Origin of the sequence: Arthrobacter sp. M2012083, assembly GCF_000281065.1 — a bacterium.
Lineage (GTDB): Bacteria > Actinomycetota > Actinomycetes > Actinomycetales > Micrococcaceae > Arthrobacter.
The window spans coordinates 20,152-34,983 of the sequence record NZ_AKKK01000017.1 but is presented as its reverse complement, the minus strand read 5'-3'; the positions used below and the strand labels follow the sequence as shown (position 1 = coordinate 34,983).

16 protein-coding genes are annotated in these 14,832 nt (G+C 61.7%); 10 read left to right on the top strand and 6 right to left on the bottom strand.

What is annotated here, in order from left to right; all coding sequences use genetic code 11:
* The first annotated feature begins 28 nt into the window (after nt 1-28).
* The 3 genes from hpaD to A477_RS0109805 are packed head-to-tail and all read left to right on the top strand — an operon-like array spanning nt 29 to nt 2,704.
* Nucleotides 29-1,126 (top strand): 3,4-dihydroxyphenylacetate 2,3-dioxygenase, encoded by a 1,098-nt coding sequence (gene hpaD, locus A477_RS0109815; protein ID WP_017198830.1) that lies wholly within the window; start codon nt 29-31, stop codon nt 1,124-1,126.
* 4 nt (nt 1,127-1,130) lie between these two features.
* Nucleotides 1,131-1,916, top strand: coding sequence for a 2-oxo-hept-4-ene-1,7-dioate hydratase (gene hpaH, locus A477_RS0109810; RefSeq protein WP_017198829.1), 786 nt, complete (start codon nt 1,131-1,133; stop codon nt 1,914-1,916).
* The gene (locus A477_RS0109805) at nt 1,901-2,704 is read left to right on the top strand and encodes an HpcH/HpaI aldolase family protein (protein ID WP_017198828.1); all 804 of its coding nucleotides are present in this window, start codon (nt 1,901-1,903) and stop codon (nt 2,702-2,704) included. The genes hpaH and A477_RS0109805 overlap by 16 nt, the downstream gene beginning before the upstream one ends.
* Before the next feature lie 14 nt (nt 2,705-2,718).
* Here the strand turns inward: A477_RS0109805 and A477_RS0109800 are convergent, their stop codons facing one another.
* The 5 genes from A477_RS0109800 to purB all read right to left on the bottom strand — a co-directional run bounded on the left by A477_RS0109800 (nt 2,719) and on the right by purB (nt 6,657).
* Nucleotides 2,719-3,090: a nuclear transport factor 2 family protein gene (locus A477_RS0109800; RefSeq protein WP_017198827.1), complete on the bottom strand. Its 372-nt coding sequence runs from the start codon at nt 3,088-3,090 to the stop codon at nt 2,719-2,721.
* Between the two features lie 126 nt (nt 3,091-3,216).
* The gene (locus tag A477_RS22225; RefSeq protein ID WP_017198826.1) at nt 3,217-3,651 is read right to left on the bottom strand and encodes an acyl-CoA thioesterase; all 435 of its coding nucleotides are present in this window, start codon (nt 3,649-3,651) and stop codon (nt 3,217-3,219) included.
* 52 nt (nt 3,652-3,703) lie between these two features.
* Nucleotides 3,704-4,207: a GNAT family N-acetyltransferase gene (locus A477_RS0109790; protein WP_017198825.1), complete on the bottom strand. Its 504-nt coding sequence runs from the start codon at nt 4,205-4,207 to the stop codon at nt 3,704-3,706.
* Between the two features lie 232 nt (nt 4,208-4,439).
* Nucleotides 4,440-5,102, bottom strand: a complete 663-nt coding sequence (locus A477_RS0109785) for a histidine phosphatase family protein (protein ID WP_017198824.1) — start codon at nt 5,100-5,102, stop codon at nt 4,440-4,442.
* Nucleotides 5,103-5,250: 148 nt separating this feature from the next.
* Nucleotides 5,251-6,657 (bottom strand): adenylosuccinate lyase, encoded by a 1,407-nt coding sequence (gene purB, locus A477_RS0109780; RefSeq protein ID WP_017198823.1) that lies wholly within the window; start codon nt 6,655-6,657, stop codon nt 5,251-5,253.
* A gap of 168 nt (nt 6,658-6,825) precedes the next feature.
* Here purB and A477_RS0109775 point away from each other — a divergent pair, with 168 nt between their 5' ends.
* Complete coding sequence (locus A477_RS0109775; RefSeq protein WP_017198822.1) at nt 6,826-7,137, top strand: hypothetical protein; 312 nt, start codon at nt 6,826-6,828, stop codon at nt 7,135-7,137.
* 95 nt (nt 7,138-7,232) lie between these two features.
* Nucleotides 7,233-8,477, top strand: a complete 1,245-nt coding sequence (locus tag A477_RS0109770) for an alpha/beta fold hydrolase (RefSeq protein ID WP_017198821.1) — start codon at nt 7,233-7,235, stop codon at nt 8,475-8,477.
* 33 nt (nt 8,478-8,510) lie between these two features.
* On the opposite strand, the gene A477_RS0109765 is transcribed toward A477_RS0109770, so the two are convergent.
* Complete coding sequence (locus A477_RS0109765) at nt 8,511-8,939, bottom strand: phage holin family protein (RefSeq protein ID WP_017198820.1); 429 nt, start codon at nt 8,937-8,939, stop codon at nt 8,511-8,513.
* Between the two features lie 72 nt (nt 8,940-9,011).
* On the opposite strand from A477_RS0109765, the gene A477_RS0109760 reads away from it, so the two are divergent.
* The 5 genes from A477_RS0109760 (at nt 9,012) to A477_RS0109740 (ending at nt 14,804) form a co-directional block, all read left to right on the top strand.
* Nucleotides 9,012-10,130 (top strand): histidinol-phosphate transaminase, encoded by a 1,119-nt coding sequence (locus tag A477_RS0109760; protein ID WP_026005498.1) that lies wholly within the window; start codon nt 9,012-9,014, stop codon nt 10,128-10,130.
* Between the two features lie 151 nt (nt 10,131-10,281).
* Nucleotides 10,282-11,475: a pyruvate dehydrogenase (acetyl-transferring) E1 component subunit alpha gene (pdhA, locus tag A477_RS0109755; RefSeq protein ID WP_017198818.1), complete on the top strand. Its 1,194-nt coding sequence runs from the start codon at nt 10,282-10,284 to the stop codon at nt 11,473-11,475.
* Nucleotides 11,475-12,455 carry an alpha-ketoacid dehydrogenase subunit beta gene (locus A477_RS0109750; RefSeq protein ID WP_017198817.1) on the top strand — a complete coding sequence of 327 codons (981 nt, stop codon included), beginning with the start codon at nt 11,475-11,477 and terminating at the stop codon, nt 12,453-12,455. Before pdhA ends, A477_RS0109750 begins: the two co-directional genes overlap by 1 nt.
* A gap of 104 nt (nt 12,456-12,559) precedes the next feature.
* Nucleotides 12,560-14,131 (top strand): dihydrolipoamide acetyltransferase family protein, encoded by a 1,572-nt coding sequence (locus A477_RS0109745; protein WP_017198816.1) that lies wholly within the window; start codon nt 12,560-12,562, stop codon nt 14,129-14,131.
* 76 nt (nt 14,132-14,207) lie between these two features.
* Entirely contained in the window at nt 14,208-14,804 is a 597-nt protein-coding gene (locus A477_RS0109740; protein WP_017198815.1) for a phosphatase PAP2 family protein, read from the top strand.
* The last annotated feature ends 28 nt before the right edge of the window (nt 14,805-14,832 follow it).

Below are 14,832 nucleotides of genomic sequence, written 5' to 3'. Positions count from 1 at the left end.
ACCCCCCTTTCAACGAAGAGAGACCATCATGAGCAATCCGTTTTCAGGCCCCATCCCCACTCCCACGGTCCCGGCGCCGGATATCGTTCGCTGCGCCTACCTGGAGCTCGTGGTTACGGATCTGGCCAAGTCCCGCGCGTTCTATGTGGACCTCCTGGGCCTGCACGTCACCGAGGAGGACGAGAACACCATCTACCTTCGCTCCTTCGAGGAGTTCATCCACCACAACCTGGTCCTCCGCAAAGGACCCGTGGCCGCCGCAGCCGCCTTCGCGTACCGGGTGAAGTCCCCGGCAGAGGTGGACGCCGCCGAGGCCTACTACCGCGAGCTGGGTTGCCGGGTGGAGCGTCGCAAGGAAGGTTTCACCAAGGGCGTGGGCGACTCCGTCCGTGTGGAGGACCCGCTGGGCTTCCCGTACGAGTTCTTCTACGACGTAGAGCACGTCGAACGCCTCACCCAGCGCTACGATCTCTACTCCGCCGGTGAACTGGTCCGCCTGGACCACTTCAACCAGGTGACCCCTGACGTCCCGCGCGGACGCAAGTACCTGGAAGACCTCGGCTTCCGCGTTTCCGAGGACATCAAGGACTCCGACGGCGTCACGTACGCCGCGTGGATGCACCGCAAGCAGACTGTGCACGATACCGCCCTGACCGGTGGCAACGGACCCCGCCTGCACCACATCGCGTTCTCCACGCATGAGAAGCACAACATCATCCAGATCTGCGACAAGATGGGCGCCCTGCGCATCTCCGACCGTATTGAACGCGGCCCCGGCCGGCACGGTGTGTCCAACGCGTTCTACCTCTACATCCTTGACCCGGACGGCCACCGCGTGGAGATCTACACCCAGGACTACTACACCGGCGATCCAGACAACCCCACCGTCACCTGGGATGTCCACGACAACCAGCGCCGCGACTGGTGGGGCAACCCGGTGGTCCCGTCCTGGTACACCGAGGCCTCCCTGGTCCTGGACCTCGACGGCAACCCGCAACCCGTAATCGAGCGGACCGATGCTTCCGAGATGGCTGTCACCGTGGGCGCCGACGGATTCTCCTACACCCGTCCGGAAGGTGCCTCCGGCGAGGCTGCCGAGGGCTTCAAACTGGGAGCGCAGGTCTAAAGCCATGCTGGACGCGAAGACGATCGAAGCCATTGCCGACGAGCTCCTCGAAGCGGGCCGCAACCGCAAGCCGGTACCGCGCCTCACCGCCCGCTACCCAGACATGACGGTGGAGGACTCCTACGCCGTGCAGCAGTTGTGGATGCGGCGGAACGAGGAATCCGGACGCACGTTGGTGGGGCGAAAGATCGGCCTCACGTCCAAGGCCATGCAGGCCGCTACCGGCATCACGGAGCCGGACTACGGTGCAATTTTTGATGACATGGTCCTCGAAACCGGTTGCTCCGTGGAATGGGACAAGTACACGCACCCACGGGTGGAAGTGGAACTGGCCTTCGTGTTGAAGTCCGGCCTCAAGGGGCCCGGCTGCACCATTTTCGACGTCCTCAACGCTACTGACTACGTGGTTCCGGCCCTCGAGATCCTGGACTCCAGGATCGAAATGGAGGGCCGGACCATCGTGGACACCATCTCGGACAATGCCGCAATGGGTGCCATGGTGGTGGGTGGTCGACCGGTGCGTCCCGACGCCGTCGACCTCCGCTGGGTGTCGGCCATTCTGTACAAAAACCAGACCGTGGAGGAGACCGGAGTGGCCGCCGGAGTGCTTGATCACCCGGCCAACGGAGTGCATTGGCTGGCCAACAAGATCGCCGCACACGGGGACTCCATGAAAGCTGGAGATATCATCCTCGCGGGCTCGTTTACACGCCCCCTATGGGTGTACAAAGGTGATACCGTACACGCGGACTACGGACCGTTGGGAGTTGTGACATGTCACTTCAGCTGAGCCCCACCTTCTATTCGGCCCTTGGTGACGCGGCTCGCCCGCTGGCCGGGATGTGGGTGTGTTCCGGCAGTCCGCTAGTGGCGGAAATTTGTGCCGGCTCGGGTTTGGACTGGCTGCTGATTGATGCGGAGCATAGCCCCAACGGGCTCGAATCCATTGTGGCGCAGCTTCATGCGGTGAGCGGCTATCCGCTGCAGGTCATGGTTCGGCCCCCCGTGAATGACACCGTGGTCATCAAGCAGTATCTGGACCTGGGCGTGCAGAACCTGCTGATTCCCATGGTGAACTCGGCCTTCGAGGCCGCCGCCGCCGTTGCCGCTGTTCGTTATCCACCGCTAGGTGTTCGCGGCGTTGGTTCGGCACTTGCGAGGGCCTCGCGCTGGAACCGTGTCCCGGACTACTTGGCCATGGCTTCCGACTCGATCAGCCTCACCGTTCAGATTGAATCCGAGGCCGCGGCCTCCGCCGTTGAGGAGATCCTTGCCGTCGACGGTGTGGACGGCATCTTCCTTGGCCCCTCGGACCTCGCCGCCTCCATGGGCCTGCTGGGACAGCAGGAGAATCCCTTGGTGAGGGCCGTCGTCGAGCATTGCCTTGAAGCCGCGAAAGCCGCCGGGAAACCGGCTGGCGTGAACGCCTTCAATGAGGCAACTGCCCGCGCATATCTCGACGCCGGTGCCTCCTTTGTGCTGGTCGGCGCCGATGTCGCAGTGCTGGCCCGCGCTTCCGAGGGCTTCGCATCAACGTTCATTCCGGTGTCTGAAACGGCTGAGCGCGAAAGCTACTGAGCCCGTTGCCTGGGCTAACTGGACGCTGAGTTCTTGCGGGCCATGTACCACTCCGTGAATTCGCGGGCGCGACCGTCCTCGGCGAAACGGATGACCCAGAGGTTGTCATAGGTGGGCTCGCCGTTCAGGTACGTGGTGAGGCCCTGGACGAATGCGGTGTCGCCGTCTTGTCCGAGCAGCGTCCATTCGAAGGTCCAGTCCTCGGGCTTGTCGCCGGCCTCTGCCCAGGCTTTAACGATCTCGTCATGGCCGTTCCATTGTTTTTCGGTGTTCGGCCGATCGGAATAGACGGCATTTTCGGTAAACAGGGCCCGGATATCGGCGGGCTCATTCGAGGTCCACGCGCGTACGTACTGATCCATCCAAGAGTTCACGTCGTTGGTCATTTATCCGTTCTACCCTCCGAGGGTCCGGGGTTCAACGGGGGCGTGCGCTGTTGGCCCAACGTTCCTGCCTGGTTGGCGGGCTGGTTACACGCCGCCAACCGGCAGGAATGCACGACGCCGGGTGGTTCAGTCCTCGTCCAGGGTTTCCGTGAGGTGGTGTGTGGGAATGCGGTCGCGATCGTACGTGATCTCCGTGTAGCCGTGTGGTTGAGGGCGGCCGTCGGCTCCGAGATTCACGAAGACGATTTCTTCGATGGTCAGGATCGCCTCCCGGGTGATCATGTTGCGGACCTCGGCGCGCATGGTCAGGGACGTGCGTCCGAAGCGTTTCGCCGTCAGCCCCATTTCCACGAGGTCGCCCTGGACTGCTGAGCTCACAAAGTTGATCTCGGAAATGTACTTGGTGACGGCACGGCCGTTGCCCAATTGGAGGATGGCGTAGATCGCGGCCTCTTCATCGATCCACTTCAGCAGGCTGCCACCAAAGAGTGTGCCGTTGGCATTAAGGTCCTCGGGCCGCACCCATTTGCGGGTGCGAAAGGTGATGTCTGCTTTTTCCATAATCCGAGATTATCGAACCGGCGCAACCTTCGCTTGATATTGCGCCCGTGACCTAGGCCATTGCTGTGTGCGAGGCGCTGTGTGAGTCGATCCGCTTGGAATAGCAATACGATTCGCTGACGCCAACATACGGACCAAAATTCGGAACGGCGGCAAACCCTGCACTCTCATAAAAACTCCGTCCATCCGACTGGGCCGATCCTGCCTCAGCTGCGATCACGCTGAATCCGTGGGAATGAGCCTGCGCTTCGAGCGCTGCGAGGATGGAACTTGCCACTCCCGAACCCCGAGCGTAGGGGACAACGTAAAGCCGCTTGATCTCGGCGGTCTTCTCATCCAACATTCTTAGGCCCCCGCAGCCGAGAGGTTGGCCTGAGCACTTCTCGTAGGCCACAACGAACACTGCGGTGTCGGCCTCCGATGGCGGGGGACCGGGCTCGTGATCCGTGGTTCCGAACCTCGCATCGAGTTCTGCCTGCTGTGCGGCGCGGAGGTCAGCGCCCACGGGGTTCGCCCAAGTTACCTGCCGGATGTTAAGCCGTGGGTTGGTCTGCATCTTGCCTCGTTTCGCCGGGTTTCGGGGAGGTGTCTATGCGTCTCAAGCCTAGGGAACTGTGGTTACCGCGGTGTTTCCTGCGCGTAAGCGTCGGGAGAAATGCAGGAAGTTCTCCCGTTGCGGGGCCCGCTCTGCACCCTCCCGCGTCGGTTTGGCGCGCAAAGCAGGCCCCGCAAGGTCCGGAACCGCGAAATGTCCTGAACCGCGAAGTGTCCTGAGTGGGTCAAACGGATCAGGGCTGAAGTGCCTCGCCCGTCGGATCCTCGGCGGTTTGGTCTGCCAGGGCCATGCCTCCAACCGGAATCTGGTCCCAATGCAGTACGCGCCATCCGCCTTCGGGATCGCCTTCCAAAGCCACGATCCCGGTGTTCGGGAGTTGATGGGTTTCGGCGAACACCGTATCTATGTCCGTTGCCCTGCGTCCTGCCCAGCAGCGGATTGCGGCACCGTGGCTGACGATGGCCGCCGTGGAGTGCCCGGCTTGGAAAACTTCCCGTACCGAAGCATCAAACCTGGCGAAGAAGTCGTGTCCGCTGAATGCTCCGGGCATGCGCACATCCAAGTCGCCGTCCGTCCAAGCGAAGACCGTGCTCATGTACCGAAGGTGGGATTCGTGGTCGGTTTTCTTCTCCAGCGTCCCAGCCTCAATTTCATGGACGCCGTCCAGAATTGTTGGCTCCAATCCGGTGGCCTTAGCCAAGGGAGCGACGGTCCGATGGGTGCGCAGCAACGTCGAGATGTACAGGGCTTCGATGGCTTCGTCAGCCAAGGCTTCAGGGAGTGCCGCAGCTTGTCGTTCGCCGAGCTCGGTGAGCCCCGGCCCTGGGAAAGCAGTGTCCAGCTGGCCCGCGACGTTGCCGGGTGTCTGTCCATGCCTGATCAACAGGAGCTTCATTACTGCCCCGCTCCTAACGTGATAGCTGTTCCGGGATTGATTGGGTGAGGGACCCGCTTCCGCTCTACAGCCTAAACGCCGACGGCGGACCGAGGCACCCAGCCCCGGCCCGCCGTCGGCGTGCATTCTCTACTACTGCGAGTGGTCCTTACTGCAGGTGGTCCACCAGTTTGTCGGCGATGCCGGTGTACTTGCCCGGGGTAAGGGCGAGCAGGCGTGCCTCGGCGTCCGGCGAGAGGCCGAGACCCTGAACGAATTCCTGCATTCGGGCGCCGTCCACGCGCTGGCCGCGGGTCAGGTCCTTGAGGCGTTCGTAGGGGTTTTCCATGCCTTCGACGCCGGCGATGGCTTCGGCGCGCATAACCATCTGGATTGCTTCACCCAGGACTTCCCAGTTGGTGTTGAGGTCGCCAGCGAGGACTTCCTCTGCGACGTCCAGGGCCTTCAAGCCCTTGGCCACGTTGGAGATCGCGAGCAGCGAGTGGCCGAAGGCAACGCCGATGTTCCGCTGCGAGGAGGAGTCCGTGAGGTCGCGCTGCCAACGGGAAGTGACCAGTGTGGCGCCCAAGGTGTCCAGGAGGCCGTTGGAAATTTCCAGGTTGGCTTCGGCGTTCTCGAAGCGGATCGGGTTGACCTTGTGCGGCATGGTGGAGGAACCCGTGGCTCCGGCGACCGGGATCTGGCGGAAGTATCCGATGGAGATGTAGCTCCAGATGTCCGTGCAGACATTGTGCAGGATGCGGTTGAAGCGTGCGATGTCGGCGTAGAGCTCTGCCTGCCAGTCGTGGCTCTCGATCTGCGTGGTGAGCGGGTTCCAGGTGAGGCCGAGGCCTTCCACGAACGTTTTGGCGACAGCTTCCCAGTCAGCACTAGGGACGGAAGCGACGTGCGCAGCGTAGGTTCCGGTGGCGCCGTTGATCTTGCCGAGGTATTCAGTTTTTGCAATGCGCGCCAGCTGGCGGTTCAAGCGGTGCGCTATGACAGCAAGTTCCTTGCCAAGCGTTGTGGGCGTTGCAGGCTGACCGTGAGTGCGGGAGAGCATGGGCACGGAGCGGTTTGCTTCCGCCATGGCTTCGATCTGCTTCACGAGGGCGCTGGCGTTGGGCAGCCACACGTTCTCCACGGCACCCTTGATGCCCACAGCGTAAGAGAGGTTGTTGATGTCCTCGGACGTGCACCCGAAATGCACCATGGCGGTGAGGTTCTCGATGCCAATGGCCGGCAGCCGGCGGCCGATGTAGTACTCAACAGCCTTGACGTCGTGGACGGTGACGGCTTCGATCTCGGCGAGTTCGTTGACAGAGGCGGCATCGAATTCGTTAACGATGGCACGCAGCTTGGCCACCTGCTCGTCGGACAGCGGCCCCGCGCCGGGCAATACGGACTGGCTGGTCAGGTGGATGAGCCATTCAACTTCGACGTGAACGCGATCGCGGTTAAGCGCGGCCTCGGACAAGTAGTCAACGAGGGGCGCGACGGCGGCACGGTAGCGGCCGTCAAGGGCGCCGAGGGCGAGGGGTTCGGAAGCGAGGGACACACGGGTTGATTCAGCCATGTCGCCTATTCTTTCATGCTCTGCGCAGGGGTCGGGGGTCGATGACAAGCCTATGTGGACGGCTGCTCGGGTTATCCACATAGCCGACGGCGGCCCTTCCGTTGGGTTTGGGCGCTGCGTAGCGTCAACCCTACCGATCAGCAGAACAATCAATGGAGTACACAGACAATGAGCGTCGGCTTGATGCCTGCACCCAACCCGCCCACTTTTGATCCCTTGGAGTGTGCTTCCCGAAGCCACGAAGTCCAAAGGCTCGCTTGGCGGATGCAATCGTGCGTAGACCAAGTGGACCTGGTTCTCACATCCCTGCGGAGAGCGCAGATGGATGAATGGCTTTCTCCCGCGGGACGGGCTTACCGGACCACCCTTGCCCTGCATGCTTCAGCGCTGATGCGTGCACGTGAGTCGGTGGAAGCCTCCGTTGCCATTGTGCTCCGACACTCTCAGAACGTCTCCGTCTCAGGCGAACGGGGTCCGTAATGGCGGATGCAGCTCCTGTTGGCGCCGGCGCCGCACCGCAACCCTCTCGCCCAGCCAATGACGGAATCCTCAGTATCAGGGGAGGGGTAGGAGGAATGTCTTTTCAGCTCGAGGAGCTCCTGAGGGGTGCGGGCACGCTGGATGAACTGGTCCAACAGCTCCTGGACATCGAAGAAGAAGCGCGTCAGGTTCAAGACTGCCTGGAACCCTTTCTCTACGACTCCTATGACACCGGGTGTAACGCCCTCAACGCTGTGGCCGAGAGCCGTAAGGAAGTGGGAAAGGTTCGCCAGGAATTGGTAGAGGTCAGCGGAAGTGTGAGAGCCAGCCACAGGGATTACGTGGAAGCGGAAGCCAAGAACGCTCTCCCGCGACTCCCGACCTTTGACGAGATGACATTGGCCTGGCCGCCGACCCGGGACACGAGCAACTACCTGGCGGGTGCACTTCTTCCATTTTGGACGAGTTCGCGGGGCGTCGCTCACGGCGTCCTTGAATCGCCCCTCCATCCGGACCTGCGGCCACGACCCGTCAGCGTTGAAAGAGTGGACGAATCGGTGAGGGACGTGGATCCGTCCATGGCGGAAAGCCTTCGTCGTCTCCAGAGGCTTCACGCCCTGAACGACGGTGAAATCGAAGTGATTCGCTTTGACAACAACGGCTCTGCCTCATGGATGGTGCTGATCCCTGGCACCCAGCCTGGTTCACCCCCTACCAATCCTTTCGACATCCAAGGAATAGGCGAAGCACTGGGCTACGACTCCGAAGAAGTCGTCCCGGCCGTTGGTGCGGCACTCCGCCTAGCCGGGGCTGAAGCGGGCGATCAAGTAGTGGCGGTGGGACATAGCCAGGGAGGTGTCCACGCCATGAACCTCAGCCGGGACAAGGCGTTTCTCAGCGAATTCGATCTCAAGTATGTGCTGACGGCAGGGGCGCCCGTCGGCGGCATCTCGGCTGAGCCCGGCATCAGTTCGCTCCATTTGGAACACGTCCAAGACTGGGTTCCAGGAGGAGACGGCCGGGTCAACGCCGATACTAAGGACAGGGTGACGGTCACTCTGACCAATGAAGTCAAGAGTCCCGAAGGGGAAGATCCCGGCGTCGGCCCTGGACACGATCAGGAAAACTACGCTGCAGGAGCAGAACTCGTTGAAGCAAGCCGTGATGAGTCACTCGCAGCATCGACTGCCGCGTTTGCGGGTGTTGTCGGGGTTGGCGGGGTGGCCAAGGTGACGCGGTTCAAGCTGGAAAGAGCGCCGATCCCCGTCCAATCATCCGTGGTACGTCCCGCTTCGCCACCCGCCGCCGGGGAAACGAAGGCTGGATCCGGAACAAGGTAGGGCTCTAGCGAAGGTGACCGTCCTCGGGCGCTGCTAGCGCTTCCGGGCACCTGGAATCAGGCCCGCCACCATGGAAATGATGCTGATGATGATCGACGCCAAAATTGCTGTCCAAAAGAAGGAATCGATAGTGAGGTGCACGGGAGTGAAGGTGCTCAACCATGCCGTCAGGTACAGCATCGCTGCGTTGATCACTATGGTGAACAAGCCAAGCGTCAGGATGGTCACGGGGAGGGACAACAGCCTGACAAGCGGACGGACAAAGGCGTTCACCACTCCAAAGATGAGGCCGATGAACAGATACGCCAGAATGATGCCGGCGGTGTCTGCCCCCTGCGTAAGTCCTGCGTTAGCTGCGGCCGACTCTGTGGCACTTGTGGAGATGTCCATGCCTTGCAGGAGCCAGGTTGCAACCCACAGGGCAAGCCCGTTGATCAGGACACGAATGATGAAGGAACCCATGGCCCCATGCTTTCACACACGCCTGTTAAAGAGCTCCGCCTCAGCCGTGAGTGGGCAAGTAGGCTTGAAGCCATGACTACTACTGACAACGTACCGGAGGGCGTACTCCCTCGTCCGGTCGTAGACAGGCTCCCCAAGTATGCGGCTGGAAAACCACCTGCCGCGATTGAGGGTCTCACCAGCTACAAATTGTCGTCCAACGAAAACCCTCTGCCTCCGATTCCTGCAGTGTTGCAGGCAATTGCGGACCAGACCGACATCAATCGATACCCGGACCCCCTGGCCACCAAGCTACGGAACGCTTTGGCCGACTTCCTGGATGTTCCCGCTGACGATGTCGTCACCGGAGCCGGGAGCCTTGGGGCACTGAACCAGATCCTGGCCACGTTCGCCGGCCAGAATGAGGACGGCAAACAGGACGAAGTGATCTACGCCTGGCGTTCCTTCGAGGCCTACCCCATCTGTGTGGGCCTCGCAGGGGCAGCCAGTGTGCAAATCCCCCTGTTGTCGGACGGGCGCCACGACCTCGAGACCATGGCTGCCGCAGTTACAGTACGCACCAAAGTGATTCTCCTGTGCACGCCCAATAACCCCACCGGACCGATTCTCACGGCCGAGGAAACGGAGCGGTTCATCCAAGCCGTGCCGCCCAACGTTGTGGTGGTCATCGATGAGGCTTACCAGGAATTCGTGCGGGACGCCGAGGCCGTGGACGGCATCCAGCTCTACCGCAAATACCCCAATGTGGTGGTACTCAGGACTTTCTCCAAAGCGCACGGCCTGGCTGGCCTCCGTGTTGGCTACAGTGTCTCCGGTCCTTTGCTTACTCAGCACCTCCGGGTGACGGCCACTCCCTTTGCCGTTTCACAAATTGCAGAACGTGCCGCAGTGACTTCACTCGAGAATTTCGATCAGGTTGTGGAAAGGGTACAAAGCCTGGTGGATGAAAGGGAGCGCGTGACGGCTGGCCTGAGGGAACTGGGTTGGTTCGTTCCCGAGGCTCAAGGCAACTTCGTTTGGTTGAATCTCGGGGAGCACAGCGGGGAGTTTGCTGCCTTGGCGGCTGAGCAGGCCTTGTCTGTTCGTGCCTTCGGGAATGAAGGTGTACGTGTCAGCATCGGCGAGGTGGAAGCCAACACCCGGTTCTTGGATCTCTGTGCAGGTTATACAAAGGCTCCGCAAGGTTCCTAGCGGTTAACAAATGCGCCATCGCTACTTACTGCCGATAAAGTAAGGGACGAAAGCCAAAATATATGCCTGTTCCGGAATGCATTCCGGAACAGGCATATATCCCAGCGACAGACATTGCCCGGCGTCTCGCCACGGCAAGCAAGGAGACGGAATGGGCTCGACACAACTGCCCCCCGGGACGGAAGAAAGTCTCGCGGCAACCACCGCGGCAGCAGCCGCACCAGGCGAACCAGTGGAAATGGTGCAGTTGCTCGGGCCCGACGGAAAACTCGGATCCGATCCAGTCTTCTCGGACTACGCCAAGCGGATTGATCCGGAAAAGCTCCGTGTTTTCTATACCGACATGGCCAGGATCCGTCGCTTTGACCAGGAAGCCACCGCGCTGCAGCGCCAGGGCGAGCTTGCCTTGTGGGTGCCGCTGACCGGCCAGGAGGCCGCCCAGATTGGTTCGGGCCACGCAAGCCAGTCCCAGGACTACATCTTCCCCACCTATCGCGAACACGGCGTCGCGTTGGTCCGCAATGTGGACCTCGCCGAGCTGCTGAAGCAGTTCCGCGGTGTGTCCAACGGTGGCTGGGATCCGAGGGAGAACAACTTCCACCTCTACACATTGGTGCTCGCAGCCCAGACGCTTCACGCCGTCGGATATGCCATGGGTATCCAACGGGACCAGAAGCTCGCAGCGGCCTCAGACTCCACAGACCCCAAAGCCGCCGTCATCGCTTACTTCGGTGACGGCGCCAGCTCCGAAGGCGACGTCCATGAGTCCATGGTCTTTGCTGCGTCGTACAACGCCCCGGTTGTCTTCTTCTGCCAGAACAACCACTGGGCCATTTCCGTGCCTACTGAAGTCCAGACGAAGGTTCCGCTTGCGAACCGCGCCAAGGGCTACGGTTTCCCTGGAATCCGGGTGGACGGCAACGACGTCATCGCGGTCCATGCCGTTACTGAGTGGGCACTCGAGCACGCCCGCGAGGGCCGGGGCCCTGTGCTTATCGAGGCCTACACCTACCGGGTGGGCGCACACACCACGGCCGATGACCCCACCAAGTACCGGGAATCCGCCGAAGAAGCTGCCTGGCGCGAGAAGGATCCGCTGGACCGCCTGGAGAAGTACCTACGCGCGGAGGGTTTGGCGGATGAAGCGTTCTTCGACCAGGTCAAAGCCGACGGCGATGAGCTCGCCAAGTACGTCCGCAGCACAACACATGGCCTTGAGGTCCCGGATATCCGCGAAGCCTTCGCCAGTGTCTACGCCGAACAACACCCGCTTATCGCGGAGGAACTGGCCTGGTTCGAGGAATACTCCGCCGGCTTCGAGAGCGACCAGGAGGCAGCTAACTGATGGCAACCATGACCATTGCGAAGGCCATCAATGAGGGTCTGCGGGCATCGCTGACGAACAACCCCAAGTCCTTGCTGATGGGTGAGGACATCGGACATCTGGGCGGGGTTTACCGTGTCACGGATGGCCTCATCAAGGAATTCGGCGACGAACGCGTCGTGGACACTCCCTTGGCTGAGTCCGGCATCGTCGGAACCGCCATCGGCCTGGCGCTTCGCGGATACTCACCAGTGTGCGAAATCCAGTTCGACGGCTTCGTGTACCCTGCGTTCAACCAGATCACCACCCAGCTGGCCAAAATCCACTCCCGCAGCCTCGGCAAGCTGACCGTTCCCGTGGTCATCCGCATTCCGTACGGCGGTGGCATCGGATCCATCGAGCATCACTCAGAGTCGCCTGAAGCGCTGTTCGCCCACACGGCGGGCCTGCGCATTATCTCCCCTTCCAACGCCCATGACGCCTATTGGATGATCCAAAAGGCCATCGAGTGCCAGGACCCTGTCATCTTCTTCGAACCCAAGCGCCGTTACTGGCTTAAGGGTGAAGTGGACGTCGAGAATGCCGGTCTTTCCGAGGACCCCTTCAAAGCGCACGTTGTCCGTGAAGGAACGGACGCCACCATCGTGGCCTATGGCCCGCTGGTGCCGGTTGCGCTGGCAGCCGCCAATGCTGCCACTGAGGACGGACGGAGCGTTGAAGTCATCGACCTCCGTTCCATCTCGCCTTTGGACTTTGACACTGTGGAAGCATCGGTCAAGAAGACGGGCCGCCTGATCGTAGCCCATGAAGCCCCTACCTTTGGTGGTATCGGCGGCGAGATCGCCGCGCGCATCAGCGAGCGGGCATTCCTGCACTTGGAGGCACCCGTCATTCGCGTTGGCGGGTTCCATATGCCGTACCCCGTCGCCAAGGTGGAAGAGGACTACTTGCCGGACATCGACAAGATCCTTGAGGCGCTTGACCGCTCCTTGTCCTACTAGAACTGCGGTCCTGGCAAGACCTCGTGCTCGACCAACCGCCGTCCTACTAACCGCCCTGATCCAGCCCGGCTTCGCCGCCGGGTGACCGGAAATCGAGGACCACTGTGACTGTAAAGAAATTCAACCTGCCGGACGTTGGCGAAGGCCTGACCGAGGCCGAGGTAGTGGCTTGGAAGGTCAAGCCGGGTGACGTCGTCGCTATCAACGATGTCTTGTGTGAGATCGAGACCGCCAAGTCCCTCGTCGAACTCCCTTCTCCTTTCGCGGGCACTGTCACGGAGCTGCTGGTTGAGGAAGGCATCACGGTTGAAGTCGGCACGGCGATCATCGCTGTTTCGGAGGGCCAGGAGGGTGACGCCGCGACGGTGACGCCTGCCGCTCCGGAGGTACCCGCCGTCGAGATGCCCCTATATGGCAAGCTACCCGCCGACGACGACACCGGCGACAACCGTCCGGCTGGTGGTCCGCTGGTAGGTTCAGGGCCCAAGGCCGACGCCGTTAAGCGCCGGGCACGCAAACGTCCGGCCGGGGCCGCGGTTGAGGCAGCTGCAGTCGCCGAGAGTGCCGAAGGCACCGTTCAGGACCACCAGGCAGTGGTGGAGGCCAAAGCAGCCGAATCGCAGGTTTCACACCGCACGACGGCGGCCCCCGCCGTCGTCGAACCCATCACCCCTGCGGCTGCCACCCAAACGCAGTCCGTCGCGCCTCAACCCCAGGCGCCGCAGGCGGCGGCCTCCCGCGGTGCAGCCATCAGCGGAACGATTAGTGGCCTGGTCAACAAGGTCCTGGCCAAGCCCCCGGTGCGCAAGTTTGCCCGCGACCTGGGCATCGATCTCGCTGACGTCGTGGCTACCGGAGAGCGCGGTGAAGTGACTCGCGAGGACCTGGTGAGCTACCAAGCCCAACGCGACGCCGAGCATGACCAAGCCGATAGCTTCTGGGGTGCCTCGAAGAAACCGCAGGATCAGCGAGTGGAACGGATGCCCGTCAAGGGGGTTCGAAAGGCGACCGCCAAGGCCATGGTTGACTCAGCTTTCTCGGCTCCCCACGTCAGTATTTTCGTGGACGTGGATGCCAGCCGCACCATGGAGTTCGTCAAGCGGCTAAAGGCCTCCCGAGACTTTGAAGGCATCAAGGTCTCGCCGCTGCTCATCCTTGCAAAGGCAGTGATCTGGGCTGCTGCCCGGAACCCCAGCGTCAACGCGACCTGGGTGGAGAACGCTGACGGTAAGGGTGGCGCGGAGATCCTGGTGAAGCACTACATGAACCTTGGCATCGCCGCCGCAACCCCACGCGGACTTATGGTGCCCAACATCAAGGACGCCCAGGACCTTTCCCTCAAGGAATTGGCCTTGGCGCTTAACGAGCTGGCAACCAAGGCCCGGGCTGGGAAGACGCAGCCTGCTGAGATGCAGGGTGGAAGCCTGACCATCACCAACATCGGCGCGCTTGGCATTGATACCGGGACCCCTATCATCAACCCGGGTGAAGTAGCCATCATTGCCTTCGGAACCATCAAGCAGAAGCCTTGGGTATTGGACGGCGAAGTCATCCCGCGCTGGATTACGACACTCGGTGGCTCCTTCGACCATCGCGTGGTGGACGGGGATTTGTCCGCGCGTTTCATGGCGGACGTTGCATCCATTCTTGAAGAACCGGCGCTGCTGCTTGACTGACGAGCAAGCCGACCCAGGCGCTGGCCGTGGCACGGAGACCATAACAGAGGAACCAGGCCATGTGCCCCCTCAGTTGGTGACGGGACCATGGCGCACGGTTGCCCGGGTGCTGACGGAAGTTTTCCAGCCGCCGGTTGTTGTTCTGGTCCTCCTGCTGATCAGTCCTGCCATTGAACCGGGGTTCCCCGGCACCATGTGGTTCGGGTTGCTCGCGGCGATGTTCGTCTGTGTCCTGCCGCTGGCCTTCGTGCTGGTTATGGTGAAGTTGGGCAGGATCACGGACCACCACGTCAGCGATCGGCGCCAACGGCCCGCGTTGCTTTGGATGACGTTGGCGTCAGTGGTGGTTGGCCTGCTCGTGCTGCATTTGCTCAGTGGTCCGGTGAGTGTCACGGTGATGATCGTCGCGCTCATCGGAGGCATTGGGGTTCTTGCCGTGGTCAGTGCGTTCTGGAAAATGAGCGGGCATGCGTCGGCTCTCGCGGCGGCCGTCGTTATCTCCGTGATGATGTTCGGACTGGAGTGGCTGCCCCTGCTGCTCCTCGTGCCGGCGGTCGGCTGGTCACGATTGGTATTGCGCGCCCACACCCTGGCTCAAGTTATTGCAGGCTCGCTGTTTGGAGGCCTCGTGATCGCGGGCCTGTGGTGGTTTCTGCGGGAGTGGATGCTCTAGCCCCGGGGCCCGGTTTGCAGTTCCTCCG

Bases quoted from the DNA above. Each gene is read 5' to 3' on its own strand.
- A477_RS0109800 (WP_017198827.1), bottom strand. From the start codon at position 3,090: ATGACCAACGACGTGAACTCTTGGATGGATCAGTACGTACGCGCGTGG.
- A477_RS0109760 (WP_026005498.1), top strand. From the start codon at position 9,012: ATGACTACTACTGACAACGTACCGGAGGGCGTACTCCCTCGTCCGGTC.
- A477_RS0109750 (WP_017198817.1), top strand. From the start codon at position 11,475: ATGGCAACCATGACCATTGCGAAGGCCATCAATGAGGGTCTGCGGGCA.
- purB (WP_017198823.1), bottom strand. From the start codon at position 6,657: ATGGCTGAATCAACCCGTGTGTCCCTCGCTTCCGAACCCCTCGCCCTC.
- A477_RS0109805 (WP_017198828.1), top strand. From the start codon at position 1,901: ATGTCACTTCAGCTGAGCCCCACCTTCTATTCGGCCCTTGGTGACGCG.
- A477_RS0109790 (WP_017198825.1), bottom strand. From the start codon at position 4,207: ATGCAGACCAACCCACGGCTTAACATCCGGCAGGTAACTTGGGCGAAC.
- A477_RS0109785 (WP_017198824.1), bottom strand. From the start codon at position 5,102: ATGAAGCTCCTGTTGATCAGGCATGGACAGACACCCGGCAACGTCGCG.
- hpaD (WP_017198830.1), top strand. From the start codon at position 29: ATGAGCAATCCGTTTTCAGGCCCCATCCCCACTCCCACGGTCCCGGCG.
- A477_RS0109765 (WP_017198820.1), bottom strand. From the start codon at position 8,939: ATGGGTTCCTTCATCATTCGTGTCCTGATCAACGGGCTTGCCCTGTGG.
- pdhA (WP_017198818.1), top strand. From the start codon at position 10,282: ATGGGCTCGACACAACTGCCCCCCGGGACGGAAGAAAGTCTCGCGGCA.
- A477_RS0109770 (WP_017198821.1), top strand. From the start codon at position 7,233: ATGTCTTTTCAGCTCGAGGAGCTCCTGAGGGGTGCGGGCACGCTGGAT.
- A477_RS22225 (WP_017198826.1), bottom strand. From the start codon at position 3,651: ATGGAAAAAGCAGACATCACCTTTCGCACCCGCAAATGGGTGCGGCCC.
- hpaH (WP_017198829.1), top strand. From the start codon at position 1,131: ATGCTGGACGCGAAGACGATCGAAGCCATTGCCGACGAGCTCCTCGAA.
- A477_RS0109775 (WP_017198822.1), top strand. From the start codon at position 6,826: ATGAGCGTCGGCTTGATGCCTGCACCCAACCCGCCCACTTTTGATCCC.